The sequence below is a fragment of the Variovorax sp. SG517 genome (assembly GCF_013376045.1).
Classification (GTDB): domain Bacteria; phylum Pseudomonadota; class Gammaproteobacteria; order Burkholderiales; family Burkholderiaceae_C; genus Variovorax.
In genome coordinates, this window is sequence record NZ_JABMJG010000008.1 from 78,528 (window position 1) to 104,812 (window position 26,285).

24 protein-coding genes are annotated in these 26,285 nt (G+C 66.4%); 3 read left to right on the forward strand and 21 right to left on the reverse strand.

What is annotated here, in order from left to right; translation table 11 throughout:
* Nucleotides 1-144: 144 nt before the first annotated feature.
* Entirely contained in the window at nt 145-2,184 is a 2,040-nt protein-coding gene (locus FHT32_RS23490; protein ID WP_176667019.1) for a hypothetical protein, read from the reverse strand.
* Between the two features lie 60 nt (nt 2,185-2,244).
* Here FHT32_RS23490 and FHT32_RS23495 point away from each other — a divergent pair, with 60 nt between their 5' ends.
* Nucleotides 2,245-2,826, forward strand: a complete 582-nt coding sequence (locus FHT32_RS23495) for a helix-turn-helix domain-containing protein (RefSeq protein ID WP_176667020.1) — start codon at nt 2,245-2,247, stop codon at nt 2,824-2,826.
* Between the two features lie 218 nt (nt 2,827-3,044).
* Complete coding sequence (locus tag FHT32_RS23500) at nt 3,045-3,575, forward strand: pilin (protein ID WP_176667021.1); 531 nt, start codon at nt 3,045-3,047, stop codon at nt 3,573-3,575.
* Nucleotides 3,576-3,624: 49 nt separating this feature from the next.
* Here FHT32_RS23500 and FHT32_RS23505 read toward each other — a convergent pair whose 3' ends face one another.
* The 19 genes from FHT32_RS23505 to FHT32_RS35110 all read right to left on the reverse strand — a co-directional run bounded on the left by FHT32_RS23505 (nt 3,625) and on the right by FHT32_RS35110 (nt 23,097).
* Complete coding sequence (locus tag FHT32_RS23505) at nt 3,625-5,517, reverse strand: hypothetical protein (RefSeq protein ID WP_176667022.1); 1,893 nt, start codon at nt 5,515-5,517, stop codon at nt 3,625-3,627.
* Nucleotides 5,517-6,665, reverse strand: a complete 1,149-nt coding sequence (locus FHT32_RS23510; protein ID WP_176667023.1) for a hypothetical protein — start codon at nt 6,663-6,665, stop codon at nt 5,517-5,519. The genes FHT32_RS23505 and FHT32_RS23510 overlap by 1 nt, the downstream gene beginning before the upstream one ends.
* Nucleotides 6,658-9,255 (reverse strand): hypothetical protein, encoded by a 2,598-nt coding sequence (locus FHT32_RS23515; protein WP_176667024.1) that lies wholly within the window; start codon nt 9,253-9,255, stop codon nt 6,658-6,660. The genes FHT32_RS23510 and FHT32_RS23515 overlap by 8 nt, the downstream gene beginning before the upstream one ends.
* 3 nt (nt 9,256-9,258) lie before the next feature.
* The gene (locus FHT32_RS23520) at nt 9,259-9,837 is read right to left on the reverse strand and encodes a hypothetical protein (protein ID WP_176667025.1); all 579 of its coding nucleotides are present in this window, start codon (nt 9,835-9,837) and stop codon (nt 9,259-9,261) included.
* A gap of 72 nt (nt 9,838-9,909) precedes the next feature.
* On the reverse strand, nt 9,910-11,097 hold the full coding sequence (locus FHT32_RS23525) for a hypothetical protein (RefSeq protein ID WP_176667026.1): 1,188 nt from the start codon (nt 11,095-11,097) through the stop codon (nt 9,910-9,912).
* Nucleotides 11,097-14,423 (reverse strand): hypothetical protein, encoded by a 3,327-nt coding sequence (locus FHT32_RS23530; RefSeq protein ID WP_176667027.1) that lies wholly within the window; start codon nt 14,421-14,423, stop codon nt 11,097-11,099. Before FHT32_RS23530 ends, FHT32_RS23525 begins: the two co-directional genes overlap by 1 nt.
* A 2-nt stretch (nt 14,424-14,425) precedes the next feature.
* Nucleotides 14,426-15,676, reverse strand: coding sequence for a hypothetical protein (locus tag FHT32_RS23535; protein ID WP_176667028.1), 1,251 nt, complete (start codon nt 15,674-15,676; stop codon nt 14,426-14,428).
* Between the two features lie 24 nt (nt 15,677-15,700).
* Complete coding sequence (locus tag FHT32_RS23540; protein WP_176667029.1) at nt 15,701-16,027, reverse strand: hypothetical protein; 327 nt, start codon at nt 16,025-16,027, stop codon at nt 15,701-15,703.
* A gap of 26 nt (nt 16,028-16,053) precedes the next feature.
* Nucleotides 16,054-16,461, reverse strand: coding sequence for a hypothetical protein (locus tag FHT32_RS23545; protein ID WP_132751636.1), 408 nt, complete (start codon nt 16,459-16,461; stop codon nt 16,054-16,056).
* A complete protein-coding gene (locus tag FHT32_RS23550; RefSeq protein ID WP_176667030.1) occupies nt 16,442-16,663 on the reverse strand; it encodes a carbon storage regulator in 222 nt (73 codons plus the stop codon). The genes FHT32_RS23545 and FHT32_RS23550 overlap by 20 nt, the downstream gene beginning before the upstream one ends.
* A complete protein-coding gene (locus tag FHT32_RS23555) occupies nt 16,660-17,355 on the reverse strand; it encodes a DUF6682 family protein (protein ID WP_176667031.1) in 696 nt (231 codons plus the stop codon). The genes FHT32_RS23550 and FHT32_RS23555 overlap by 4 nt, the downstream gene beginning before the upstream one ends.
* Nucleotides 17,352-17,795, reverse strand: a complete 444-nt coding sequence (locus FHT32_RS23560; RefSeq protein WP_176667032.1) for a hypothetical protein — start codon at nt 17,793-17,795, stop codon at nt 17,352-17,354. The genes FHT32_RS23555 and FHT32_RS23560 overlap by 4 nt, the downstream gene beginning before the upstream one ends.
* 69 nt (nt 17,796-17,864) lie before the next feature.
* A complete protein-coding gene (locus FHT32_RS23565) occupies nt 17,865-18,344 on the reverse strand; it encodes a hypothetical protein (RefSeq protein ID WP_176667033.1) in 480 nt (159 codons plus the stop codon).
* A 67-nt stretch (nt 18,345-18,411) separates the two neighbouring features.
* On the reverse strand, nt 18,412-19,704 hold the full coding sequence (locus FHT32_RS23570) for a N4-gp56 family major capsid protein (RefSeq protein ID WP_371132243.1): 1,293 nt from the start codon (nt 19,702-19,704) through the stop codon (nt 18,412-18,414).
* Nucleotides 19,705-19,756: 52 nt separating this feature from the next.
* A complete protein-coding gene (locus FHT32_RS23575; RefSeq protein ID WP_176667034.1) occupies nt 19,757-20,788 on the reverse strand; it encodes a hypothetical protein in 1,032 nt (343 codons plus the stop codon).
* 213 nt (nt 20,789-21,001) lie between these two features.
* On the reverse strand, nt 21,002-21,286 hold the full coding sequence (locus tag FHT32_RS23580; protein ID WP_176667035.1) for a hypothetical protein: 285 nt from the start codon (nt 21,284-21,286) through the stop codon (nt 21,002-21,004).
* Between the two features lie 8 nt (nt 21,287-21,294).
* Nucleotides 21,295-21,561: a hypothetical protein gene (locus FHT32_RS23585; RefSeq protein WP_176667036.1), complete on the reverse strand. Its 267-nt coding sequence runs from the start codon at nt 21,559-21,561 to the stop codon at nt 21,295-21,297.
* A gap of 73 nt (nt 21,562-21,634) precedes the next feature.
* Nucleotides 21,635-21,997, reverse strand: a complete 363-nt coding sequence (locus tag FHT32_RS23590) for a Gp49 family protein (protein WP_256099132.1) — start codon at nt 21,995-21,997, stop codon at nt 21,635-21,637.
* A 5-nt stretch (nt 21,998-22,002) separates the two neighbouring features.
* Nucleotides 22,003-23,097, reverse strand: a complete 1,095-nt coding sequence (locus FHT32_RS35110) for a DUF2829 domain-containing protein (protein WP_256099133.1) — start codon at nt 23,095-23,097, stop codon at nt 22,003-22,005.
* Nucleotides 23,098-23,293: 196 nt separating this feature from the next.
* Between FHT32_RS35110 and FHT32_RS23600 the strand changes: the two genes are divergently transcribed.
* Nucleotides 23,294-23,953: a hypothetical protein gene (locus FHT32_RS23600; protein ID WP_176667038.1), complete on the forward strand. Its 660-nt coding sequence runs from the start codon at nt 23,294-23,296 to the stop codon at nt 23,951-23,953.
* A 7-nt stretch (nt 23,954-23,960) separates the two neighbouring features.
* Here the strand turns inward: FHT32_RS23600 and FHT32_RS23605 are convergent, their stop codons facing one another.
* The gene (locus FHT32_RS23605; RefSeq protein WP_176667039.1) at nt 23,961-26,282 is read right to left on the reverse strand and encodes a hypothetical protein; all 2,322 of its coding nucleotides are present in this window, start codon (nt 26,280-26,282) and stop codon (nt 23,961-23,963) included.
* Nucleotides 26,283-26,285 lie beyond the last annotated feature (3 nt).

Here is a 26,285-nt window from a genome sequence, read left to right on the forward strand (position 1 = left end):
TAGCGTGTAACGCTACGCTTTTCAACCGATTCAACTTCGAGCGTTCGTCGTACGGATTCGGCGAGCTGAAAGTTGTAACTTCGATGCGTCTACGGAGACTATTTCGTTCTGCCGTTGCGAAATTCAAGCGGCAAAGCGCTCGTTTCAGCTACCGACGAATCTCTTCCCCTGGGCATCCTCGTAGACAGGCTTGCCGCCCGACGTGCCAACTTGGCGCGTCATTCCAGGCGGCAGGCCGGGGCGCTGCGCCTGGCCCTGCTCTACGAACTGGCCGGTCTGGTTGTTGAAGACGCGCGCCGGCCTGGTAACGGACTGCTGGGTCGTCGGATCGATCTCCTGCCCGCCCGGCACCACGGTGAAGCGGCTCGGGTGCTCCTTGCCCGTCATCGTGCGGATCTGCTCTGCGATGGCCGCACGGTCTTCCGGCTTCGCCTTCTCGTACTGCTCGTACAGCTTCTCCACGCGCAGCGCGCCACGGGTTTGGAACCCTTGCGCCTCCTGCCGCAGGGCAAGCTCGCCGCGCTGTACGTCGTTGGTCGCGCCCGCGCGAGCATTGGCGCCCGCCTCCTGCACCGCTGTCCGGCCGGATGCGCCAGCCTGCTGGATGGCTTCACGCTCCAGGGAAGCGGCGTTGTTTGCGGTGGTGGTTTCGCGGGCCAGTGCATTCCGCCCGTTGGCCTCGTCCATGCCGGCCAGCACGCGGACCTGGTTGGCGGTGAGCTGACCGTTCGGCGATCCCCTGTACGGAGTGCTCGCCGCGCCGAAGGCGCTTCGGCGCACGCGATCCGCGTGAGTCTCGTCTCCGATCACCGTCAAGCCATTCCCGGGCGCGAATCCGACGGCCGGCACTGCAGCGGCGACGGCTCTCTCGCCAGCGCGCTCGGCGATGCCGCGTGCCTCGAGCGCATCGGCTGCCGCCATGTTCTGTGCGCTTGGGGCGGAGCGCGGCGCAAATCCTGCCGCGGCGGCAGCCGGCGAGTCGCCGTAGCTGTTGCCCTGTCGGAACACGCCCGGCATGACCTGGCTCGCGGCCGGTGCCGCCGAGCTCACGGACGCTTCGTTCGAGACAGGAGCCACAGTCGGCGCGACGACCGGCGCAGCCGCTGGGCGAACAGCAGGCGTCGCCACAGGAGCGGCGGCCGTTGCCGCCGGCTTTGCGCCACTTCCCCACCCCTCGCCCACACCGGCGAATCCTCGGCTGGTCGGCGCCGGTGCAGCATTGGCATCGCCCTTGAACAGCATCGAGCGCGGGTCGCTGAACGCATCGAGCCGGCCTGTGCCCTCCTGCACCTTCGCCGGCTCGAACGATGCAGGTCCGGTCGCAACGTACGGCTGCATCATGCCGCCGCGCGTTCCCGCCGTCTGCTCGCGTCGGAATACGCCGAATGCAGCCCCTTGCGTCTGGGCCAGCGGGCTCGTCTGTGGTGCGGGCGCTGGCGCAGGCGTGGCAGCGGCCCTCTCGTTCGCAGCCATCTGCAGGGCCTGCGGGCTTGGCGGCAGCGAGGCCGAGAGCATTGGCAGGGGGGCCGGGATGCTGGGGCTAACGTCCAGCGCCGCCGCAGGCGTCGTCGGGCGCGGCTTGCGTGCCTCGTCGTCGACCAGCCCACCATCGGCGAAGAAGATCGGCGGCTCGACTGTTTCGGGCGCGAAGCCACGCGCCTCCACGGCCGGCGCATGGGTTGCCCCCTTGATTGCGTCGAGCGCCTGTACGCCCACCGCATGCACCTGCTCGGGCGGCAACTGATATTCGCCGTTGCTCAGATTCACCGGCACCTTCTCCGGGCTGAAACCTAGCGCAGCCACGCCGTCTTCGCCGAGCTGCTCGGTAGAGTCCGCCGGCATGATGTAGCTGCCCGGCCGCACCTCAGTTTCGATGCTGTCCGAGGTGCCAGTGCCAGGCCCACGCACCGGCCCGCCGTCTTTCAGGCCCATGGCCTTCATGCGGCGCTCGGTCGCCCCCATACCCGCGTACTGGGTGATTGCCTTTTCGGGTGCCGGTGCTGGAGCGGGAGGCGGCGCAGTGGGTGCGGCGTCCGGCGGAGCGGCGCCCGTGTCAGCGGGCTCGGGAATGCCCATCACTTTGCGCACCAAGCCGCGCACGAGGCCTCCCTCGGCAAGGTGTTGCGCCGGGGCGCGCTTCGTTTGGGGTTGAAAGCCAAGCATGGGCTGCGTCTGGGAAGTCATGGGTTCGATTCTTCGAAGCGAGCCGCTCGGCGTCCAACCCCACAGAGGTATCCTCGCCAAATGCCTGTGACGCGCGTCCCCAACATCAAAAAACTGAGAAACGATCGCGAACTGACCCAGAAGCGGTTGGCAGAGGCGATAGGAGTTACTCACCGAACCATCATCCGTTGGGAGCAAGGCGAGGGGGAGCCTGGCATCGATGATCTGCTGACCTTGGCGCGCTATTTCGGCGTAAGCATCGATCAGCTCGTGGGCGAACTGCTCCCCGACCGGGACCTTGGCGCGTTGCCCAAGATGTCCGATCTGTCAGGCCGGGAGCTGGACTTCTGGGTCGCCACAGCCCAAGGCGACTCTCCAGAAATGCTGGATGGTGAGCCGGTGATCGTGGTTCCCGGGCAGAACCCTCGCCCAGTTCTGGCCTACTGCAGCAACTGGAGCCACGCTGGGCCGATCCTGAGCGAGTACGACATGCATTTCACCCCGACGCCATCAGGCATCCCCTTTGACGGGGTTCTCCGCATGGAGAAGGGTGTCATCGCGCGTCCGGCGGCTCATCCAACCGCCGCTTGGGGGCGGAATCATCTTGAGGCGGCTATGCGCGCCTATCTGATCGCTACCCTGGGCGAACGGATCATGACCTAAGTGGCCAGACGTCTGACATTTTTGTTACCCAGAAACACAATTTGTCGCACAAACGCGGTTCAAACGCCGAAAAGCGCGCGTCCGGGTGGCCAAAAACGCGAACTTTTTCACTCTTTTTCGCCATCCGCGGCTGCACAGGCGGATGGCACACCTCCTGCAGTTAGACATGCGCTCCGGGGGAAAGGCCCTCGGTGACTCAACTAACCCCGAGGATTCAAATGAACCGTCGCACCATCGCTCGCCGCGCACAAGCTGGCTTCACCCTTATCGAACTGATGATCGTTGTGGCGATCATCGGTATCTTGGCTGCAATCGCAATCCCCCAATACCAAACCTATATCGCCAAGTCGCAAGTCACGCGCGTTATGGGCGAAGCTGGCAACCTCAAGACGGCTGTCGAAACCTGCATGCTGGAAGGCCGCACGGGTTCGGTTTCCTCCAATATCCCGACGGGCACCGCGCAAGCTGCTGACGAATGCAATCTGCAAGCCACGGCGTCGTCGATTCAAGATGGCCCGAAGCAAGGTAGCGGTGTAGCTGCGGCGACCGGTACGGGCTATCCGCAAGTTACGCTTTCGACCACCGCACCCGTGACGATCGTTGCAACGTTCGGCAATGGTGCTGCCGCTGCGCTTAAGACTGCCGGCACGAACACGTTGACTTGGACGAGGAGCCTCGAAGGCACTTGGAAGTGCACCGCCACTGTTGATGCGAAGTATCGCGCGGCTGCTTGCGCCGACGCTTCCTAAGCGTTCCACCCCCCGAAAAAGCTCCGCTGCGGCGGGGCTTTTTTTATTTTCAGTATTGATAGTTGTATGTGGTGGACTTGCTCTCGCTACGGCTGTCCGACGAACTGGCGCTGCCCGAACCGCTAATGCCAGCCGAGACGTGCATCGCCGACATCGCACCAGCCGCAAGCTGCGCGGTGTACTGCCCCAGCGCCTTCGCGGCCTCCAGCGCGATCTGGGCCTGCTGCACCGCGTTCTGCATCCGAGCGGTGTACTCGCTGATCTGCATCTGCGCGTACGCGATGTTCGTCCGGCTGTTCATGTCGGCAAAGCGCGACTGCATTTCGGCGTCGGCCACCACCGCATTGGTCTTCGCGCGCCAGCCCTCGACCTGCGCCTGGTAGACCTGCGTGCTGTAGAGCACCTCGCGCATGCTGGCATCGATGCGCGCCTTGAACCCGTCTACGTCGGCCAGGAACTTCGAGACCTTCGTGCGCGCGGCCTCCATCTTGATCTGCGCGCCCTTGACCTTGATCTCGGCCTTGTTGGTGACTGCCTGTACCGTGGCCGCATAGGCGCGCGACTGCGATTCCAGCACGCCCGCCTTCGCGGCCTCGCCCTTCACGCGGGCCTCGTAGGCATCGAACTTCGCCTTCTCCGCGCCCACCTGCTCGGCGAAGGCCTGCACGTCGGCTCGATAGGCGTCGAACTGAGCCTTGATCGTGTCGGCGCGCACGGACGCGCCCTGCATGAGGGCCTTGTAGACCTCGACGTTCGACTGCACCGCCTCGATCTTGGCCTTGAACACCTCGACGCGCTGCTGGTTGATCTGGCCGAGCGCAACCTGCCCCTCCACGGCCGTCTTGTAGGCGGTCAGCTTCGACAGCGCCGCATCCAGCCTGGTCCGATACACCTGCGCCAGCGTCTCGAAAGCCGCGTTCTGCGAGTTGAACAGCGCGATGCGCGCATTGAACACATTGATCTGGCTCTCCGCCTGGAAGCGCGCCACCTCGAAGAGGCGCTTCGCCATGTTCTCGTAGAGGTTGGTGGTCAACTGCTCCAGCGCCATGCCCTGCTGCACGGCAAAGCGGATGTTCTCGATCTCCCACTGCGCCGCCTGGATCAGGATGTCACGATTCAGCTCGGCCGCCTTCAGGCGCCCCTGCTCGCGAACAACTGCTGTCTGCTTCGCCAGCATGCCGGGCGGCATGGAGAAGCCGCGCGCCGCCCACGTGTCCACGGCCTCCTGCACCGCGCGCTCGGTTTCCGCGCTGTCCCGCTCGCGGGCGCGGGCGAACAGGGCATCCTCGATGGCAGGCGGCAGTCCGGTTCCGCCGGCCATCATCCCCTTCACCTTGGCCTGCAGCTCGTCCAGCACCTCGGACTCGTAGACCGGCTCGGCCCAGTTGATGAAGACGTTCGGCACGGTGATGCCGTCTGCATTGGGCGGCGTGGCGTCGAAGGTCGGCAATTGCGGGAACTCGAACACCGGCAGGTTGATTTGCTCGAGCGCCTCCATTTCCGGCATGACGATGCTCGGCGCCGACGGCAAGTCCACCGTGGTGTCGATCTGCGGGCGTTGCGGCGCGGGAATGTCCGCCATGCCCGGCGCGTCGGGGATGTTGATCGGGATCGCGGTCGGTGGGTCCGGCAGGTCGCCGAGGTCGCCCAGGTCCAGGCCGGTCAGCAGTGCATCGATGTCGATGTCCACAGGAGACGAGGGCATGGCCAGGTTGGGCGGCGAGTAGCCTGGCGCGTCGCCCAGGTTGATCGCGGGCGGATTCGCCACCGGCGCAACCGGCCGCGTGGGCACCGGCACGTCGGCCACCTGCACCGCGCCAATCTGCGCGAGCGCACTGCTCAGCAGCGCGTTGTAGCGATCGGCCAGCACCTCCAGGTGTGCCATCTTGTCCGTGACGGTTTCCACCGCCACACCGAGGATGCTGTCTGGTTGAATGCCCATCACACTTTCCTTTTCGTCGGCGCCGCGTTGACGCTCAAGTCGTTGATCTCGCCACGCTTCGCATCCAGGCGAAGCGTGAAGCTGAAGTGCCTGCCCCGCAGCCCGCGGCCGAAGATGAATCGCCCGTTCGTGAGCGCGGCGGCAGGCTCTGGCTCCAGGGGGTAGCTGTAGGTCTCGGCAGCGCCGTCCTGCGTGGTGGTCACGTCCATGGTGGCCGTGCCGTCCAGCTCGTATTCCAGGAAGGCCTGCAGGGGGTGGACCAGCACTCCCTTTCCAATGTCCACTGGCGCCGTGCGGATGGCAGCCGCCTGCGTGGTCGGCATGTCCAGCGCGTACACCCCCTCTGCGGCCAGGCCGTAGAGCGCACCGTCGATGACCACCAGAGCGGTGAAAGGCACCGGATCGTGGCGGGACATGGCCCACGACTCGGTGTTCGTGGTCCAAGCCTGCCCCTGCACGGGTTCGCCGACCATCTGGTCTTCGGCTATTGCGCCGTCGAGCACCAGGTCCGCGGCGTGCAGCCGGCCGAGCACCTCATCAGCGACTCTCGCCACCTCGATCACCGGTGCCGCGGCCTGGCGCGCGTCGATCACCTCATCGACCGCCACGCCCGTTTCGATGGTCAGGGCCGCCGCGTGCAGCGTTCCGCCCGTGAAGTCCTCGGCGTGCGCCAGCTCCACCACCAGGGAGGCGGCGAAACTGGGCGCTGAATCGGAGATCTGGGCTTGCTCCTGCACCACGCTCCTGACTCGGCGCAGCGCCAGCACCTGATCGCTCGCCGCGGCCGACTCGACCAGCAGCGAGCGCGTGCGGTCGGCCACCTGGTCACTGATCTGCGCGCTGTCGGTATGCAGGACACGCAGGCGCCCCATCGCCATGTCAGCGGCAACTGCGTGCTCCACGATCACCTCGCGGCTGGCCCGCGCATCGATGACTTGATCGCTCAGAGTCGCCCGCTCGACCACGATGCCGCCAGGCCGGTCGAACACGGCATCGCTGGCCACGGCCGCGTCGGCGTGCAGCACCATGAGCCCGAACAACAGCACGCTCGACGCGCGCGCGATTTCCTCGGTCACGCTGGTCAGCCCGAGCCATATGGAGCTGCTGGCAACAGCGGTTTCCTGAACGTCGTCGCGGTAGCTACTCATTGATGACTCCGATGAAGTGGTGCGCGCTGCGGTTGTCGGCCAGGGCTGTGTGCCCCCAGCGGCGGCGCAGCCCGTTCTGGTCCTGTTCGTAGATGCTGGCGTAGCTGCTGTCGCCAATGGCGACGTGCACCGCGTCGCGATAGAAGTAGGTCTGCTCTTCCGGCGAGAAGCCGAAGTACCAGGAATGCGGAATGTCCTTGTGGGCGACGACAGAGCCGGCGCCCTTCATCGACACGCTGAGCCGCCCCGACTGCTCGGCCGGGAACAGCTTCTCGCTGGAGAACGGCTCGAAGCCCGGGGCCTCGCCGCCGATGACCACGCCGTTCGCGTGCTGGGTGCCAGACGAGCGCGAGGTGTACGGCCCGCAGATGGCCGTGATGTCAAGGAAGCCGCCGGGCGGCAGGTTGTACCAGTTGCCGCTGTCGGCGTAGTCGCTCACCTCGGTGGGCGAGTAGACCAGCGTGTCGATGTAGACCGGCACGCCGTCTTTCGACGGCGGGTCGCCCTTGTTGTGGTTGTCGGTCTGCCCCATCCAGTGGAACAGGTTGTCGTAGCACCAAAGCTGATAGGAGGTGGGGTCCGCCATCGCGAACTGCTCGGTCTTCTCCGACTCCGACCGGCCCGAGGTGCTGTCCATATAGGGGTACAGGATGCAGTCGCGCTCGAAGACGGGCACGCAGGCGGCCACGTCGATGCCGAAGCCTGAGGTGCTCTTCACCTTGGTGCGGTGGTAGTAGTAGCGGGCGCGGGACAGCGAGCCTACGCAATACAGGATCGGCGGCGTTGCGAATGCGGGCTGGCCGTAGCCCATATCGACACCGGTGACGTGCGTGGTGGTGCTGACCGGCGGCGCCACCTGGCGGTCATCGAACGACGAGGTGTAGAAGTAGCCCATCAGACCAGAAAGCCCGGTGGTGACCGTCTTCTCCCACTGGCCAACGATCATGTATTTCTCGAAGGTGCTCTGTTCCTTCTCCTGAAGCTTGCGCTCGTCGTAGAAGTACTTGACCACCTGCAGCTCGTCATCGACGTAGCAGCCAAAGACGATGGTGTCGCACCGCACGGCCGGCCCGGCGTAGTCTTCGGACACCATCACGAACGACTCGCAGCCCAGACCACGCAGCTCGGGAAACTTCAACCGCCCCATCGACTTCGGGTTCTTGCCCGGCCAGTACATGGGACCAGTGCCCACGCGGGCCACGTTCCCCTGATGCACTGCGATGGGTTCGAGTTCGAGCGCGTCCCAATAGTCGTTGTCGGGCCCGTTCGATGCCGATGCGCGCGCGAGGATCTGCGCGGCCGTGGCGCGGCGAATCTTGTAGGCCGCTGCGCGCGAGCGGTGCGAGCCGTCGCGCAACTTCTCGAAGACCCGATCCAGGTAGACATGTGCACGCGCCGCCTCGTCCTCGCCGTCGAACTGCCACGAGGCCTTCAGCCGCCCGCCGTTGGCTGTCGCGCCCAGTCGCAGCTTCATCTTGTAGGCGTGGGCGTGCAGCAAGCCGGCCTCATCACGGTCCCAGCAGGTATTGAAGCCCTCGCTGCCGCGGCTGTTCAAGGACCAGCCGCCAGCCGCATAGAACGCCTGTCGCGCGTAGAAGTCTGCGCAGTCACAGACCTTGATGAACACCCCAGCGCGCCGCCACGCCTCGAAGTCCTGCTCGTTTTCGGGGAAAGTCTCGCCCGAGGGGAGCCCTCCGAAGCGATCCAGCACCTTCAGCAGCTCGCCATCGCCAACCTCCTCGACGTAGGCCCGGAATGCGGCAGCAGTCGTGGCTGGCACCAGCGGAAGGGGCATCGCGAAGACGCCCCGGGCGTTGATGCGCAGCAGCCAAGGCTTGCCGTCGGTGCCGAACGACACCGCATTGCCCTCGCCATGCTGGTAGCGGTACTGGAACTGCCCCTCGCGATCTGGGAAGCCCGTGTAACCGGGCAGCCGCAGGCCTGCAACCTCGCGCCGGATCTCACGCATGAAGCGTTCTGGCACTCGCATGCGGGCCCGCTCAACAGGATCGTCCGGCAGGTCTGCCAGCACCTGCCGGCCGTAGCCACCGACCACCTGCGCCACCTCGGCCATGGCGCCGCTGTACCAGGTCGGACGCTGCTTCACGTACTGCGTGAAGGTGTAGATGCCGCTGTACTGGGGACGGAAGTAGGAAAACCGGTCGTGGTAGTCGATGCGGAACCGCTGCAGCGCCACGTCCTTGGGCGGCAGGTCCGCGTCCTCTCGGTAGCCCGTCAGCCGGCGGCGGGTCTGTTCGGTCAGCTTGATGCCAACGCCCTCGCCTTCCAGCACCTGGGCGCGCGTGATGACGCCAGAGAACAGCATGGGCAGGTTCGTCTCGGCCAGGCCGGTGATCTCGTGCTCGGGGTTCTCGTGCCGCTCGAGCACCAGGATGCGGAAGATTCCCCCCATGTCGATTGCCACAGCCTGCCGGCCGCTGGGCAGCTCCGCGACGCGCTTCAAGCTGTCCAGGGCGGACAGCTGCTTGAAGTTGGTCGCGGTCCTGGCCAGCCGCTCAACGGCGGCGGCATCTTCCGGGGACAGCTCCGCCTGCTCGGCAAAGCGCCCATAGGGGCGCGGTGCGTGCATGGATCAGACGGTCAGGCTCAGGCGGTAGCCGATGTCGTAGGTGTCACCGTTCTGGAACACGCGCGCGGCAGCGTACTTCGTCGCCGACACCAGCGCACCGGTGGTGCCGCCGCGCGTGTTGTTCGTGAGCATGGCCGCGCCGGTCACGTTGAGCTGGCCGGCGGTGGCGATGGTGACCGTGGCGACAGCCGCCATGTTGTCGATGGAGCCGGTACTCGTGTTTGCCGAGGTCCAGGCCGGCCGGGTGGGGCTGGTGTAGCCCTCGGTGAGGCTGACGATTTCAGATGCCGAGGCCGCGAAGTTGGCGGCCGTCCAGTTGTCGGCCGGCGCCGCCGCGCCGCTGAACAGGGCCAGGAAGTAGCCCGCCGGCTTGGCCGTGCTGCCCAGCGCCACGTTCAGGATGTGAGCCAGCCCTTCGATGACGATCTTGTTCTTGGTACGGCTCCACTCGCCGCCGTTGATGCGGTCGAAGTACTCGCCTTGTGCGAGCACGCCCTGCCGGGGGAAGTAAATGCCCTGCTCGGTGACATCATAGGTTTCGCGGTTCAGGTCCGCAGCCAGCTCTTTGCGCAGCGTCGTCATAGGAAGCTCCAGTAGTCCTATGCCGCACTCCTGCGCAGCGATGATTCCCGGATTCCCCGGGGGTGGAAGCCCTCAGACTACAGCGGTCAGCAGGCGTCGGCCAAACACTACAGAGGTGCCGGCGCGCCCCGTGATGCCCTTCAGCACGCCCGCATGAAGCTCCACAAGCGCTCCCGAGGCGGTGCCGGCGACGTAGCCGTTCTCCGCCAGCCAGACCGCCGCATCGCTGCCGCCTGCGGTGAGATCGCCGCCCAAGGCGTCGGGCGACGCAAGGACGGCGCTGCCAGGCACCGGCGCGCGGCCGCCCTTGCGCTCCACCGAAAACTCGGCAGGGGCGCTGCCGCGCAGGAAGACGACGTGATCGACCTGCCCGACCCATACGCCGCCGTCGACGGGCTGCACGAAGGTGATGCGCTGCGGCATCTGCACGAAGCCGTGCCGCTCGTCGTGAAGGTGATAGGCCAGCGCCTCGGACCAACGCAGCACATTGCCGCGGGCGGTTAGCAGCCGGCCGCGCCAGTACGAGAGAAACCGCCCAGTGGGCATGGGCGACAGGTGCCGGAACTGGGCTGCGGCGCCAAGCTGGGGCAGCAGCGGCAGGTGGATGGACGCGGTACCAGCCGGCCAGTCCCCGGCGCGCAGCAGCTCGCCGCCATCGCGCCTTGTCAGGTACAGCCGCACGCCGGTGAGGGTCGGGTCGAGCCAGATGGGCAGGGCCACCCCAAGCGCTCCGCTCGAGCTCACCTCGATGGTGGAGAGCTCGGAAGGGGCAGATTCCTGCGCGCCGCGAAGCCACGCAACGGCCGCCCCGTAGGTGCCAGGCTCCAGCGAGCCCGCGCCGGCCGTCAGCAGTGGCGCGGGCGGCGTGTCCAACGTCAGACGCTGCGCCGCGCTGCCGTCGAACGTGAATAGCCCAGCAGGCCCGGCCACGCAGACGAGGTTATTCAGCACCACGTGCTCTGCCCCCTCACCCACGGTAGCGAGCTCCTCGTGCGACCAGTCCGTCGGCTTGATCTTGACCCACTTCCCCGCGAGGGTGCCGAAGGTGTCGTGATGCAGCGGGCTCTGCCACACATCGCGAAACCGCGCCGAGCTCACCAGGCGCTCGCCCATGCGCACCGATGCCTTGCCGGCCGGAGTGATGTCCACGTTCACGGCATCACGCACGTACAGCTGCGCGGCATCGCCGCCCCGCTGCATGGCCGCATCCTCCGAGACGTTGTTGATGCCCGCGAGTGGCATGAGGGAGGTGTCGGACATTAGAAGGCTCCTTTTCGGTACTGATCGGCATTGCCGTCGGGCCGGATGAAGTGCACGGCCAGCTTGACATTGGGCACCCCGGCCTGCGTCGCGTCGATCCCCACAGGCGCCACCGTGCGCGCGGCCGGGCCGGGCGGAACGTAGACATTGCGCACGTGCATGCGCGCCGCGAAGTTCTCGGGGTCGTACTCGCTCGCAAACGCCTCGAAGCCTTGAGGCTCCAGGCCCCGGATGCGCAGCGAGATCCACGCGGTGCCGAATGCGACCGCATCTATGCCGGGCGGCAAGGTCGGCATGGGAGGCCCGACGTGCAGCGACTGCCACTGGTACGGCGGCTCGCCGCGCGACCCGCCCATCGCCAGGGCGTTGAAGCCCGTGAGCTGGAACGTCCGGTGCAGCAGCGATGCCCACGCCACGCCGAAATCTGGCGGCGCAATGCCCACCGGCCGTACGGTCTGCGGGCCGAGGTACGGGCCGCGCGCCACCGCTGGCTGCCCGAAAAGCTGCATGTCGGCCCCGCCGAACTGCTTCACGAACTGCGTGCCGTCGCCCAACACCACCCAGCCCATGCGGTAGGCCTGAATGCCGGCCGGCTCCAGGTAGCGGCGGTGCAGCTGTACCGAGGGCACGCCGAGCATCCCGGTGTTGCCTACCGTGGTGGGGAAAAGGATGCCGCGATAGGTGCGCACCGAGTGCTGCCCGAACCGGGCGCCAGGCCCGTATTCAAGCGTCTGGCCCACGTAGTGCAGGTTGCCGACTGGGTGATTGCGGATGGCCTGCGCCGGTGCCTCGACCACCGCGTAGATGGTGTGCGGCGTGATGCGCGCCGGCGAAGGCTCGAACACCTGTACGTCCGGCCACTCGGCCACCGTCAGAAAGCGCCTCTTGAGGGCCACCATCGGCTCGCCGTAGCCATCGATCTTGATGCCTGCGTCGACCATGACGCCATTGCTGCGCACCGTTGCATCGCCCAGAGGCGGCGCAGCGATGCCCGGCACGTAGAGGACGTACTGATTCAGCCCAGGCTTGCCGACCTCACTCTCGGACGCCACTTCCTGGTCCTGAATGATCCACTGCGTGGCATATGGTGGCGCGCCCGCCCGCGTGACCACCAGCTTGTCGCCCACGCGCATGAAGTTGTTGCCCGGCACCGCGATAGTCTGCCTTCGGTCAGCGATCTTGGGCTGGCCGAAGAGCTGTGTGGCCGCGCCGTCGGGTGCCACGGGCCGGTACTGCTGCCGGACGAAGGCATTGCCGAACTCCTCGGCGTTCCAGCCATACCCGCGCACCTCGGGGGTGACGTTGTGCACGCGCGGCTCGCCGAAGAAGTCCCGATGCGTCCACCTGGGCAGGAGGAGGTTGAAGTGGATCGAGAGCGCGGCCAACCCGATGCGCGACATGTCGTCGCCTCTCGGATCGACGTAGCGCGTGTACAGCTTGACCTCGGGAAGCGGCACGTCGGGCGGCTGGATCGCGTAGCGGGACTCGATGTCCAGCGTCCGAGTCGCGAAGTCGATGAAGGCTGTGCCATAGGCCGCCGAGTCGATGTTCCCAATTCGCGGGTAGTAGCGCCGCGTGTTCTCCACCGTGGCCACGCCGAAGAGCTGCGCGTCAGCGCCCGCCGGGGCCACCACGCGCGCCGCGTTGTAGACGGCGTTCCAGTTGAGCAGCGGCGGCGGCTCGATCCCCTCGAGCGGCAGCAGGCGCACGCCGTAGGCCACCAGGCCCGCCGGCGTGGTGCCCGGGTAGCCCGGCGGCGTCATGCCTGCCGGTGCGATCACGCGGGCGTTGTTGAACACCAGCGGCTCGCCCACGCGCGGCGGAGCGATGCCAATGGCCCCCACCACGCGGTTGCGGTTCTCGATGGCCGTCCACTGCGGCCAGGCCGGCGGGTTGAGCCCGTCGGTGGGGTCGTAGTTCTGCACCACGAACTGCCGGAGGTTGAAGACCTGCGCCCTGCCCCAGCGGTACTGTTCCTGCACGTTCGTCTCGAACCCTGGCGGCCGCACGAACGTCAGCTGGTTCTTGACGCTCGTGCTCCCCCACACCTCCCGGAAGCCCTGCGGTGCGACGGTCTGCGACTCGGGGATGATCCGCGTGCCGTAGGCAGCCGAGTCCCAGCCGGTGGGCGTGATGTAGCGCGTGCCGCCCACGTTCGGGCGCCCGACCGCATCGAGGAACGCGCCGGCCGGCGCCAGCAACCGAGTGCCTTGGCTGATCCACGGCGTGCCGAAGCCGGGCGTCGGGATACCCGCGTTGAGCTGCGCGTACTGCCGGTCGTGGCTGACGCGGTTCGTGCCGGCGAAGCCCGTGGCCACCAGCCCGGTAGGCAGCAGGTAGCGCGTGTAGAGCCACACCGTCGAGCTCGTGCCCAGCACCGGCGGCACGATGTTTCCGGCGGCGATGTAGCGGTTGCGGTTGATGATGGTGGGGTTGCCACCAGCCATGGCGTCGAACCCGCCAGGAAAGAGGCGTCGGTTCTTCAGCACCACCGCGGCGGCGCCGAAGGCAGACTGGTCCAACCCAGCTGGCGCGAGAGCCCGCCGGCCGTAAGCCACAAGCGCCGCACCGAACGCTAGCTGACTGGGAACACCCGTGGGCCGCAGCGCGCCCGCCGAGTTGCGCACCTGGGGCGCCCCCATGGCGAGGCTGTCGAAGCCGCCGGGCGCCGCGTAGGTCAGGTAGTTCTGGATCGTGGCGGCGCCGAAGCTGCACGAGTCCCAGCCCGTGAGCGGGATGTACTTGTCCTCGGACGGCAGCGTCCAGAGCCCGTCGCGCACGCCCACCGCGGGCGTGTACGCCGGCTTGCCCACCCAGCTCGCACTGATCGTCCAGCGTGGGGGCGCGTACTGATAGGGAAAGATCGCGTACGTGTCGCCGAAGGCCAGCGGCGTGAAGCCCTGCGGGTGTATGAACTGCTGCTGCGTGACGAAGGGCGTGCCCATCGCCTCGGACAGAAAGCCCGGCGGATTGACATAGGCGCGCTGCTGGTCCCAGGTGACCGGCAGGGATGCGCCGATGGTACGGATGTAGACCGGCTTGCCGACCCACGAGGCCGCGATGTTGTACTGCGGCGGCCGGTAGTAGAGAACCTTCGTCAGAGCGAAGGTCGTGCCCCAGGCGGTCTGTTCGCCAGCGCCCGCGCCGGCAACAAGCTGCTGCCCGATGACCGCTGGCGTGCCCACGCCGCCCTCGGCGCTGGCCGGCTGATAGATCCACTGGGTGGGCGTGACCCAGGTGCCGAGGATGACGCGCGCGGGCCCTCGGTAGGTCGGTGCCCCGACCCACGAAGCGTTCAGCGGGCTGGTCGGGGGCGTGTACGGCATCGCTAGACCGGCTGCGGCTCCGTCTGCGCGTAGAACAGGTCGTTCAGCAGCTCGCCGGCGGCCGTCATGAACTGCACGTCGTACGGTCCGATGTCCGGCACGCGCAAGTCGTAGTTGCCGGTGCTCGCGCTCGAGGTGGTCTGTGCGGCGAGCTCACCGGTGTCTCGCCGGTGCGCGCGCACCACGCGCGCCACGGGGTTGTTGCTGATGTCGCGCACCGTCCCGGTGATCTTGTAGGGCGTGTCGTAGGTGATGACGAAAGGGGTCAGCCCGCCGACGTTGCCCCACATGGCGTTTCTGTAGATCGCCGCCTGCGAAGCATATGGGGCCCGAGTCGAGAGCTTGAACTTCGACAAGGTCCGCGAGGGAAATGTTGAACCCACGTTGTGTCGGAGGTACACCGCGTCCTCTGAGGGGTCTGGATCAACGATTAGGCTGTAGCCCGCGCCGATGACCCCTCCGGTCGTCAGAGCTGTGAAGTCCGTCAAGACCTGCGTGTCAGCGTTGAACTCAGCGATGTACGGCGAACCACTGATCGCCATCAAGAACGAGTTCGCCGTGGTCGGATGCCGCACGAGCGGCCGAATATAGTTCGTCGCAGGCGTGTACTTGCTGTTCGCGGTGTAGCCATAGCTCCGCACCATGGTCGTCGCGTTGTAGATCGACACGTAAGGCGACGAATTGCACATCACGACGAAGCGCGTGCTGTCGGATGTAAATGCCACCCCATAGTTCGAGCCGCCGGCTGGCACCGTCACCGCGTCCGTGTACCCCCAGGTCGAAGTGTTGTAGACGCGGATGTAGGGCGAATTCCCGTGCGTCACGACCAGCTTCGTACCGTCCGGCGAGAAATCCAATGCATAGATGGAACTGAGTCCGGTGGTGGCAACTGAGGCCAGGGAGTGATCACTACGCTTGAAGACGTACAAGAACGGCGAACCTGTGCCACCGATCGCGTAGTAGTCATTCGAGATGGCGCAGACCGTGGTGGCAGCGGCAAAGCCGGCGGCCGGCGCTACAGGGTTCGCCATGGTGTTCATGTCCGGGTAGTACCGAAAGTTCTGCCCCGACGTGCTGCTGTTGAAGGTCACCACCCCGGCCTTCAGGTCCGGAGCCAGCGCGGCAAATGCACCGCTACTCCCGATGCTACCGGGATAGCTGATCAGGTCCGAAGATACCAGCAACGGGTCCAGTCCCTGTCGCAGTTCGAGAATGCGGCCAGCGACGTTCTCACCATAGATGATGCCGGCCATTCGATGCCCCATCGCCGTCCTCCCTCAGTCCTTCAGCACGCCCAGCGGCGTCTCGTTCGACCAGTAGCCCTTTGCCTCGTGCCAGGCGCTGTACTCGCCCATGAGCACATCGTCGCCGCGCTGGCCAGTGAAGCGCAGCGCGTAGTCGATGGCCCATTCCTGGCTGTCGCAGCCGGGCGGGCACGGCGCCAGCTCGTGCACGAACATTTGGAATGGCGGCAGCGCGCCCACCATGCGCCAGTTGATGACCGGCACCGCCGCCGGCGTCAGCTCGATGGGCTTCGGAGCGATGCCTTCCACGCCGATGATGAGCGGCGGCGGTTTCTGCGGCGCGGCCGCGGGCGATTGCATGTCTTGCACTCCTGCGCTCCCCACGGTCAGACCTTGAAGATCTTGTTCGTGCCGTTGTCCCAGGTGACGATGATGTCGCCGCCGTTGGGGGTGATCGGCAGGCCCGTGGCCGTGTCGATGTAGGCGATCAGCGGCGACGTGGCCTCGGTGCCCGTGTCGCGGTAGATCACGATGGCCTCGATGCTCGCGCCCGAGACGGCCGTGAACGTCACGTCGGCGCCATCGGCCGCTCCGCCGGTGGTGGTCTTCGCGGTCAGCGTAACCGGTCCCGCGATGCGTGCCGAGATCGGGATGTCCGCGAGGTACTGGTGGATGGCCGTCTGCGGCGTGTATGCGCCGGTGTCGACCAACAGAACCTTGATGGTGTCGGTTGCCCAGTTGAGCTGGGCTTCCAGGAAGCGCTGCCGCGCAGCGTCATACAGGGTGTTTGCCATTTGCGGCCTCTTCAGCGGAAGAAGCGCACTCCTGCGCGCCGGTGGTTGCGCGCCCGGCTGGGCGCTGGATGGAGGTGCTCGCGTCGGCGCAGATGGCGAGACGCGCGCGCTGCCCCGACTTGTGCGAGAGCGTCACCAGCGTGTTGCCGATGCGCACTGTCTCGCCGACGCGGAGCTCAACGTGGACCAGGGTCGTGCTCATGGGAGGATCAGCACGTTGTGGTGTGGAACATCCTCGCGCGTGATGCGGCGCAGGTCGCTGTCCGGCATCGGCCCGAAGTAGGCGGTGAACCCGGCCTCTGCCCTGTCCGAGCGCGCAGGGTCGAATGCCTCGGTGTCGGGGATGCTGAAAGCCTTGTGCAGCGCCCACAGCAGCAGGTGCTCATGGTGTGTCTTGTGGATCTCGGGGGAGCCACGGACCACCGGCGGCGGCGAGCCGGCCGGCGGCAGCGCCATCGGCTCCAGCGGCGTCCGATAGCACTCGAGCACGATTACGTCGCCAACCTCGATGGTGCCGACCACCCGCAAAGAGGTGTCGTCCTGAATCACGAAGCACGTCGGGTCCGCACGTTCGCGCCAGCCAGGCATCTCGGCATCCAGCCATTCCCGCGAAACGAGCTTGAGCGGGCGCGGTCGGTCGCCGTTGGCAGGCTGTAGGTGCAGGCTGATGATCTCGAACACCGCCGCATGCAGCGGATACACGGCCTGGCCGCCCGCGAGGGTGATGCGGCACACAGCAGGGTTCGCATCCTCGCGCAGCAGCCGGCCGCGCACGGCGGCCTGCTGCTCTGCGTCGTTCAGCCAGTCAACGACATCGGCATCCGCCCAGAAATAGGGCTGCAGCTTGTCGTTGGACAGGACGCGGAAGCGTCGGATCAAGTCCTGCAGGGTCATGGGGCTCCGAACTGGTCCACGAAGCCCTTGACGCGATCACGCATCTTCTCGATGCCGAGGTTGCCGGGCAGCTCCTGCTGGAACTTGGTCTTCGTCCAGTCGCGCAGCGCCTGCTTGTCCATCTTGTCGATCTGCTGGTGCAGCTCGAAGCGCTGGTTCTCCTTCTGGCGGCGCTCCTCTTCGGCCTTCTGGGCGGCTTCGAGCGTCTCCTGCGTGTCGTCCTTCGGCGTTTCGACCTTCTTGGACTTCGAGGTGGCATCGGCCGCCTTCACGTCGGCCGCCTTGAACACGTCGGCGTGCAGCAGGAACTTGGTAGCGAGCTCCGCCGGGACTTCGCGCGTCTGGTCCGGGTCGAACGTCAGGCGCGAGCGGTAGATGCGGTCCTGAAAAGGCGTCTCGGTACCGATGTAAGTGATGGCGACGAGTTGGCTTGCGGACATTGGATGCTCCTCTTGAATGTGACGAAGGGGCGGAACCGATGGCCCCGCCCCGCTACGCATCAGCGTCGATTACTTCGGGCCGGTGCGTTCGCCGTGCACGATCACGTCCAGGCGCGAAGCCTTCGCGTTGGCCGCACCGGCGATGGTCAGCACCAGCAGCGCGGGCTTGGGCAGCTTCACCGGGGCCTTGGCGGTGGCGGCGCGCAGGCGGCCCGTCGCGTTGAGCGCCAGGCCCGCGCCGAAGTACGCGGCGTCCTGCGGCACGTCGGCGCTGTCCACGCCGTCGGCATAGATGAAGCCGAGCGAGCCGGTCACGGCCGCCGTCATCGCCGTCGACACGATGACCTGGGCGTCTTCGAGCACGAAGCCCTCGGGCAGCTTGTCGAGCACGACGACATCGCCCACGCCGAGCGGCGCGGCGCTATCGGCGTTGACCGCACCGCCGTCGGCTGCCGTGAGCAGGACGGCGCGCAGCGTGGTGAGGTTGCCGTAGGGGGTGAAGCCGCCGAACTGCTGCAGGCCCAGCCCCAGTTTCTTGATGGTTGCCATGGATGGCCTCCTGTGGGTGTCGTTGAAAGTGGAGAGGGAGGCCGGCCGGGGCCAGCCTCCGAGGGCATCAGCCGCGCGGCTTGATGATGCGGACAGCGGTGTCGAGCACCGTCACGCCGTGGTCGGTGAACTGGGTGGTGTCGCCGTGGTCCACCGCGAAGCGGATCTTCGACATGCCCAGGATCGCGCCGATCAAGATTTCCATCTTGTCGCCGTGATCGCCGTCCTTCTCGCTCCAGAAGAACGGGATACCGCTCTTCTCGGAGCTACCGAAGGCCTGCGCCAGCGCCTGGCCGCCAAGCAGCAGCGCGCGGTCCACCGCGAAGGTGGTACCGAACGCAGCCGGCACCTTCACGGTGGATTCCACCTCGCTGTCGTAGGCTGCGCAGTAAGCCAGGTCGTCGCCCGCGTAGAAGCGGATCGCCTTGGGCATCTTCACGATGAGGATGCCGTTCCAGAGGCCCACGTCGCCGAGGAACAGCGGGTGGTCCTTCGCCAGCCGGGCGCGCGCGTAGGCGTTGGCCTGGAAGCTGCGGAAGTCCGGGTTCGTGGCGAAACCGCTGTACTGGGCCGGCGACACCAGCGCGACGCGGATCGGGCTGTCGGTGGCGGCGAGGTCACCCTCGAACTCCACCGGGGGCGGCGGCAGCGGGATCTGGTCCATCCACGAGCGCAGCGAGTCCACCGCGTCCATGGTGAACTGGTCGGTCGTGGCGATGACCAGCTCGCCGGCGTTCGCCTTCACCTCGCCCACCGCACCGCCGCCGGCCACCAGGTGCCGGTTGCGCGTTGGCGCCTTCACCCGGTTAACCATGATTTCCTTGAACTTCGGGTGCGCCGCGACCGGCACGCGCCATTCGATCTTGTTGTCGTGGTAGCCGCGTGCGCCAGCGAGGTGAACGAGGATCGACTGGTCGATGTAGTCGTTCATCAGCTGCTGGGCCTTCGGCCGACCCAGGCGGCGCAGGTCGTAGGGGCTGCGGATCTGGGTCATGGTGTTGCCCATGTCCACCGGGAAGCGCGCCTGGTTGATGCGCAGCCGGTCTTCCGAGAACGACATGCCCACGCCCTTGCCCTCGGCGTACTCGCTACCCATGATCGGGTAGCCGCCGATGGGGTTGTCGAGGTGGAAGGTGATCTCGTCACCCTTGTTCTTGCCCAGGTCGTCGGCACGCACGATGGGCATCGTGGGCTTCGATTGGCGCTTCGCACCCGCGATGGCGTTCTCGATGGTGGGCATCTTGCCCGTCAGGCGGTTCAGCGTCGTATTGCGCTGCATGCAGGTGTGGAAGACCCCTACCGCCTGCTGGATCATGGCGCCGGTGGCGCCAGATGGGACGTTGGTTTTGCTTTCGGACACGGTGTCCTCCTTCAATGGGATGGGCTTCGCCTCCCGGCGATGCCTGGTGCAATCAGAGTTGCTTGTTCAAGAAGGCCTCGATCTGCGCGGGGCTCATGTTTTCCATGGCCGCGTACATGTCGACGCCACCCATGCCTGCCATGCGCTCGTGCGGAGAGAGCCCGTCTGCGCGCCCGCCGGGGATGCCGGACAGGCTTGCAGGGGGTTCCGTCCGCGCGGAAGCAGCGGCGGCCGTGGCCGCAGCCTTGTCAGGGGCTGCGGGCGTAGGAGCTTCCTTGTTGCCTTTCGTGAAGGCATCGAACACCTCGACGATCTGCTCAGCCGTCCCGCCCGTCTTCGGATCGAACAGCTGCCAGTACGCATTGCGGACCGCGCTTGGGTGGGCATCCACCCAGGCCTTGAACTCGGCGCTCTCCACGATGGAGTCAGCGTTGGGGTGCGCCTTGTAGATGGCCTCGTAGTGCGCGGTGGCAGCGTCCTGCTGTTGCTTGGCCTGCAGCGGTACGACGGCCTTGCCGACGCGCTCCTCTACCTGCTGTTGCACCAGCTTGGCGATGCCGGCCGCCAGCGCCTCCTCCGAGAAGTCGCCGAACAGGCCCGGGTCCACGCCCTTCTCGATGGCCGCCTCTGCGGTGGCGACCATGTTGTCGGTCTTGGTCGGGGCCTGCCCTTCGTTCTCGCGGGCCTTCGCCTGCGCCTGCAGGTCCGCCAACTGGCGCTTCGCATCCTCGGCTTCCGCCTTGTACGTGTCGCGCTGCTGGCGTGCCTTGTCCAGGTGGCTGAAGTCGATGGTGTGCTTGCCATCCTTCGCCAGGATCACGGTGTTGTCCGCGGTCTGCTGGTCTTCCGGGATGGGCTGCGCGCCATCGGGCTTGCCCTTGGTCTCGTCGGTTTGCTCGTTGCCCTTCGTGGGCTCAGCGGCACCGGGCTTGTCGTCGGTCGCAGTGGTGGTCGTGGGCGCGCCACCGATTTCCGGCTTGCCGCCGGTATCGCCCTGCTCTTCCAAGCGCAATGCCTGGAGAGCCTGCTCCGGCGTCAGTGCGCCGTTGATGCTGTCAAAGAAGTTGTCGGTTGTTGCCGTCATGCTCGTCCGCCACATATCGCCGTGGCCGCTAGGGACATCCGCATTCGGAGCACTGGGTGAGGCCGAAGCCCCACCCCGTACACCTCCAGCTGGGGGAGTTACCTCGCGCTCTTTCGAGGGAGGTGCCGGCTCTCACGAGCGGGCTGCTTCACGATCAGCTTTCGCGTCACGCTTGGGTGCGACTTTGCCGAGGGCCTGCCCTCTCGTGAAACCCTACAGGGGGGCGACGAGCTCCGGCCGCAGAAAGATGAACGGCGCCGCGGTGCTCGGGCTGAAGCGCACGTAGCGCGGCGGGAACATCAGCTCACCCCGCATGCTCTCCGGCAGGACGAAGATGTAGCCCAGCTCGGGCGGCATGCCCTTCGACCGCATGAACTCGCCGAGCGGCTCCAGCGGCAGCGGGTCACGCAGCAGAAGCTCCATCGAGGCAAGGATCTGATCCATCGTCGGGGGTGGCTCTCCCTTGGTGGTAGCTGTGGTAGCAGTGAACATGTCCATGGGCTATCTCAGTCGTTGGGCACGGGGAGCACCACCGCGTTGTATTCGCGGACCTGCGCAACCAGGTCGAGCAAGCACGTCCTGCAGAGGTCGAAGTCCGCCCGTCGGGCCTCGGAGGCAAGCAGGCGCGACGTATCGACATGGTGATCGGCTCGAAACACCATTGCGTACTCCACTCGGTATACGGCACGCCCGCGCAGCCCCATGCCGAAATCGTCCTGGGCCAAGACAAACTCCACCAGCCCTGCCACAGGCTCCCGGATGGAGCCGTCCAACAGGCGGAAGCTCCGCAATGCCGGGCGCGCGGGAGGCAATGCTGAGATGCGAGGTACCGCCATCGCGTGCTCCTCAGGCACCAGCGCCGGAAAGGCGGCTGCGCAGCTCATAGCCCAGCAGGGGCCAGATTTGGTCGATGGCCTTCTCGCGCGCATAGCGTTTGCCGATCTCGGGGTCGAAGTTCTCCGGGGAAACCGGTCCTTCGTTCACGCCGACGATCTTGGTGCCGTTGCGCAGCACCAGCACACAAATCGTGACCATCCGCAGGGCGGCGGGCGACGTGTCGATGATGGTCTTGCGCGGCACCGCATCCCACTGCACGCCGAGCAGCCCCTGCGCAGCCGTGAAGTAGTGCTCGCTGGCAATGGCTGCCTCGATGTCGGCAGGTGTGATGCGCGGCGCCACCGCCTTGGTGGCCAGCTCTTGCTCCGTCATGGCGTTCATTCGACCAGCACCCAGTCCACAGCCAGCATGTCGGTCTGCGAGGCCAGCCACGGCACGAGCTTGTTGTCGGCGGTCTTCATGCCGATCCACGGCAGACAGTGGCTCACCATGTCGCTGACGCCGAGGACCGAATAGGCGGGCAAGCTGGGGACCATGGTGTCGTCGTCGGGTTTCACTCGCAACAGGAACATGCCCTTGCCGTTCCAGCCCACACGCGCCACGCGGCGGCCGGCCTTGAGATGGCGGATGGCGTCGCCAAAATCGCAGTGCGGGGGCGCGTAGCCAGCTACAGCGCAATCAGCCGTGGTCGCGCCCGTCATGTGACGCATCAGCCCTTCGTCCAATGCCTCGTGGACGCTCTCGCGAAGGGCATTGACCGCGCTGGCAGCCGCCGTCTCCTTCCGGTGATCGTCGTGCACAGGCAGGCATGTCAACGTCACCCTCAGGCCGGGCTCGGAAGCTGGTGCCGGCGACTCGCTGTAGAAGGCGCTGTGCAGGTAGTTCCATGCCCGGTTGACGTGTTCGTTGAAGCCAGGGTGCAACGCCCGCAGCTCCCCCATGGCATTGCGGATCGCCGGATAGAGCACGCGCGAGGCGTGGTTCCCGCCGGCCGGCTCCACGGGCTTTGCACCGTAGCTCATCAGCGCATCCAGCGCCTGCCGCACCTCGTGGCCGATCCGGGCCCCGCTGTTGCCCAGCTCTGCGACGCGCGTGGCGATTGCGTGCGCGGCCGACTGCTCGAGCTCGTCGCGATGGGAGCGAAAGCTGCGCGGCCCGCCGTTCGCCTCCTTGGTCTGGGTGTCCTGTTTGGCCGCCTGCCCCTTCTGGAAGGGCATCCATCCGCAGAACGCGCTGTCGGGCGGTGCCTCGTCTCCCTGCACCAAGCGCACGCTGGTCCTGCTGTGCACAGTGCCGTTCGCATCGAAGACGCCGAGGTTGACCATGCTGTCGTTCCAGACGCGGGCGATGATCGCCGCATAGGGACCACCGCTCTCGTTGCAGGCGAAGCCCGATTCGCCGCTCTTCGGCGCCGGATAGAACCAGACGACGCGGCCGACGGTCGGGATGATGATGGGGTTCGGGTTGGACATGAGGCTCCTGAGAAGGCAAAAGCCCTGTGGTCTGGCATCCCCGGTAGCGGCCGTTCCCCTTGCGGGGATGGGATGCCAGAGCACAGGGCTCTGTGGTTTGTCGTCTTGGCCGCTACCCGTTGACGCAGTGATCGTCCCGGACCGTCGGGCATGCACCTATCCCTACAGGGGGTGTCGATTTGCTAGTCTCGAATGCATGACCGACAACAATCTCCCTCCTCTCCCGCCCATAGGCCAGGACGTGCTGTACGCGCGAGTTGTTGCGCAGTTCGGAGGTCCCGACGGGTTGATGCGCCACGTTCAAGCGCGCCATGCCGAATTTCAGTCCGTGTGGGGACAGGACTCTGTTGAGCTGGGGCAAGTCTTGCATGCACATCTGGTCGTGGAGTTCTTCCTGACCGAATACCTCAAGCATCTGTTCCCCGGCCTGGACATGGACAAGCTTGGCCTGCGATACGGTCAGAAGGTGCGCATGTTGCCGACCGACCGCAGCATGCTCAGTGCGATGGTTCCCGGGCTGAATGCCCTTGGGACGATTCGCAACCGACTGGCTCACGTGCGGAGGGTCCAAATCTCGAAGGATGATGTACAGGCCATCGTCAACGTCGATCCATACACCACGCTCGTGGGCTTCTCAGGGAGTATCGATCTCGCGGTTGCAACGCCCCTGGAGATAGTGCTGAGCTTTGCCCAATGGGCGGCGGGCTCCCTACATTCCGCATCTGATCCGACGCATGAGCGCTGGGCCTTTGCCGCGGACCCCACAAGGGCGGTCCCGGGCTACGAACACTTTCTGCCAGATGCGCCGTTCGAGGGCGTGCCGGGTGTTGGCCGGCGCCCTGGCTTGACAGGCTGAACGCGATCTATGCGGGTACGTTGTCGGTGGTCCGCGCAGTCTCGATCCCGTCCATCCCTGTAGCCCCCTCCGCCGCTCGTGCCGGGAACGTCGGGCTGGTGTTCTCGCGCACGGGATCTGCAGCAGCAGCTTCCTCCTGGGCGGCCATCCCCGCGGGGCCCTGCCCCTGGATGTAGGGGTCTTTGATGTTCATGGCCGCCGTCTGTGCTGGCGTCGGGAAGTTCGGATCGTCACCGGCCGGCGTGGGCCGCTGGTAGCCTGCGCCCTGCATGATGGCGTCCGCGATGGGCGCGATCATTGGCATCTGCGCTACCTGCGCGCCGCCCTGCATCGCAGCGAAGGCAGCCTGCACGCCCACCTGCACCGCGTCGGCCATGAGCTTGCGGATCTCGGCCTCGGTCTTGCGCTCCTTCATATCGAGCTCGCGCGCCTTCAGGTCGTTGCCAGCCTTGACGAGCGCATCCTGCACCGCCTGCTGGATACGCTTCTCCACCTGCTCGGGCGACTCCTGAGCGGAAGCCGTCCGCAGCGCCTCCACGAGCTGGCGCTTGAACGGCACGTCCATGAGCGAGGCGAGGAACGGCATGGCCGCGGCCTGGTACTGCGGCGGCAGGCCCTTGAGCGAATCGGCCATCGACTGCTGCTGCTGGGCGCGGAAGGTCTTCGTGCTCGGCACGTCCTCCAGCCCGACCAGCAGCATGGTGCGCTGCAGGTCGTTCGACAGGTAAGGGATGCCGGTGGCCGGGTCCGTCTCGGGCTTGTTGAGCACGATCATCCGTTCCGGCGTCATGGCATCGCCCTCGATCACGACGGCATGCTCACTCGACCCGATGTCCTGCACGATCATCGACACAAGCATCTCGCCCACCTGCGTGCGCCCGCGCTTCTGATTGCCCATCATGTGTGCGAGCGACTGGTTGGCCTGCTCCACCTGGGTCTGTTCCTGGATGCCGCTGTTCGCGGTGCCGCGCCGGCCGGAGAACGCTCCCGCGGCCGCCGGGTTGATGCGCTCGATGGCGTTGCGCGCGTTCTGGAGCTGCTCGAGCTGCTGCGCGTTGGCCTGGAAGTCGCGCTTCACCTCGAACCGCGCACCCTGCTGCGCCATGTGGGCCGCGTTGAGCACGATGTCGGCGTCGGGCCGGTTGATGGTCCGACGGAACACATCGTCGGGCATGTCCACGGCGCCCTTGGTGCGCTCGGTGCGGTAGGAGCTCATACCCCAGCGCAGCCGCGCGTTGCCGTTGTTCAGCGTGTCCTGCTGGTCCATCAGGTTGCGCACGTAGCCGAACGGCACCCCGGTGCCGTCCTCGCGGAATCCCCAGAATGGCACGTACGGAAAGTAGCGGTGCGCATAGGGCGAGGGCCCGTCGAAGAGCACGTGCGGGCCGAGCCAGTAGCTGCGCCGGACCTTGGCGACCGTGGCGCGCATGAACCGCACGCGCCGCTGCGCCAGCGCAACGACGTGCGCCGGGTTGTTCTCGTCGTACTCCACCACGCGCCCGTCCGGGCTCTTGAGCACGATGACATCGGACCACCGGCGGTACCAGAGCTCCGAAGCGCACACCTCCCGGTTCATCGGGTTGAACCAGCGGTCTTCCAGCCGGGTCCACTCGCGCGCGATGTCCCAAGCCCTGTTCAGGCCGGTGCTTCCGCCGCCGTACTGCGTGTCGTCGTACTCCGACCACCAGTTGATGCCGGCGCGCCCGTAGCGGCGGATCAGCTCCTTCTGGTCGGGGAAGACTCGCGCCAGGCGCGAGGGGTGCATCCAGCGCTGGCGCCGGAGCCAACGTGCGTCGCTCAGGTCAGCCTTCGTGCTGGTCCAGTCCCAGTGCATCTCGTTGCGGTGGACCGGGTTGCACTGGTAGGGATAGTCGAATGGATCGGAGTTGCGCGTCACCTCCACCCAGCCGATGCCCACGGCGATCTGTGGGTAGAAGGCGCCGCTGCATGCGTCATCCGCCTTGCTCTTGCGCTCGGCCTCGTTCAGCTTGAAGTTGATCGCGTCGGCCACGTCCTGCCCGCCGAGCTGCCCGTTGGGGGTGACGCGCCAATCGGTGCGCGTGGCCTCCTCATAGCCCCGGATGCCTTCGAGCGATGCGCCGATCAGGTTCTCCATCGTGGTCGGGATGCCCTGCGACTTCATGTGGCGGATGAGCTCGGTGTCGAGCTGGTTGCCGTCGGCATAGTCCATCTCGCGGTCGGCCGTGCGGCGCCAGGTGCGCGGCTGGTTATCGATCTCGTCGATGATCTGGCGGTACTCGGCGAGCGAGAGCGGCACATCGCCGTCGGGCGTGTCTACAGGGTCGAGGTCGTTGGTCTGGTTCGTCATGGT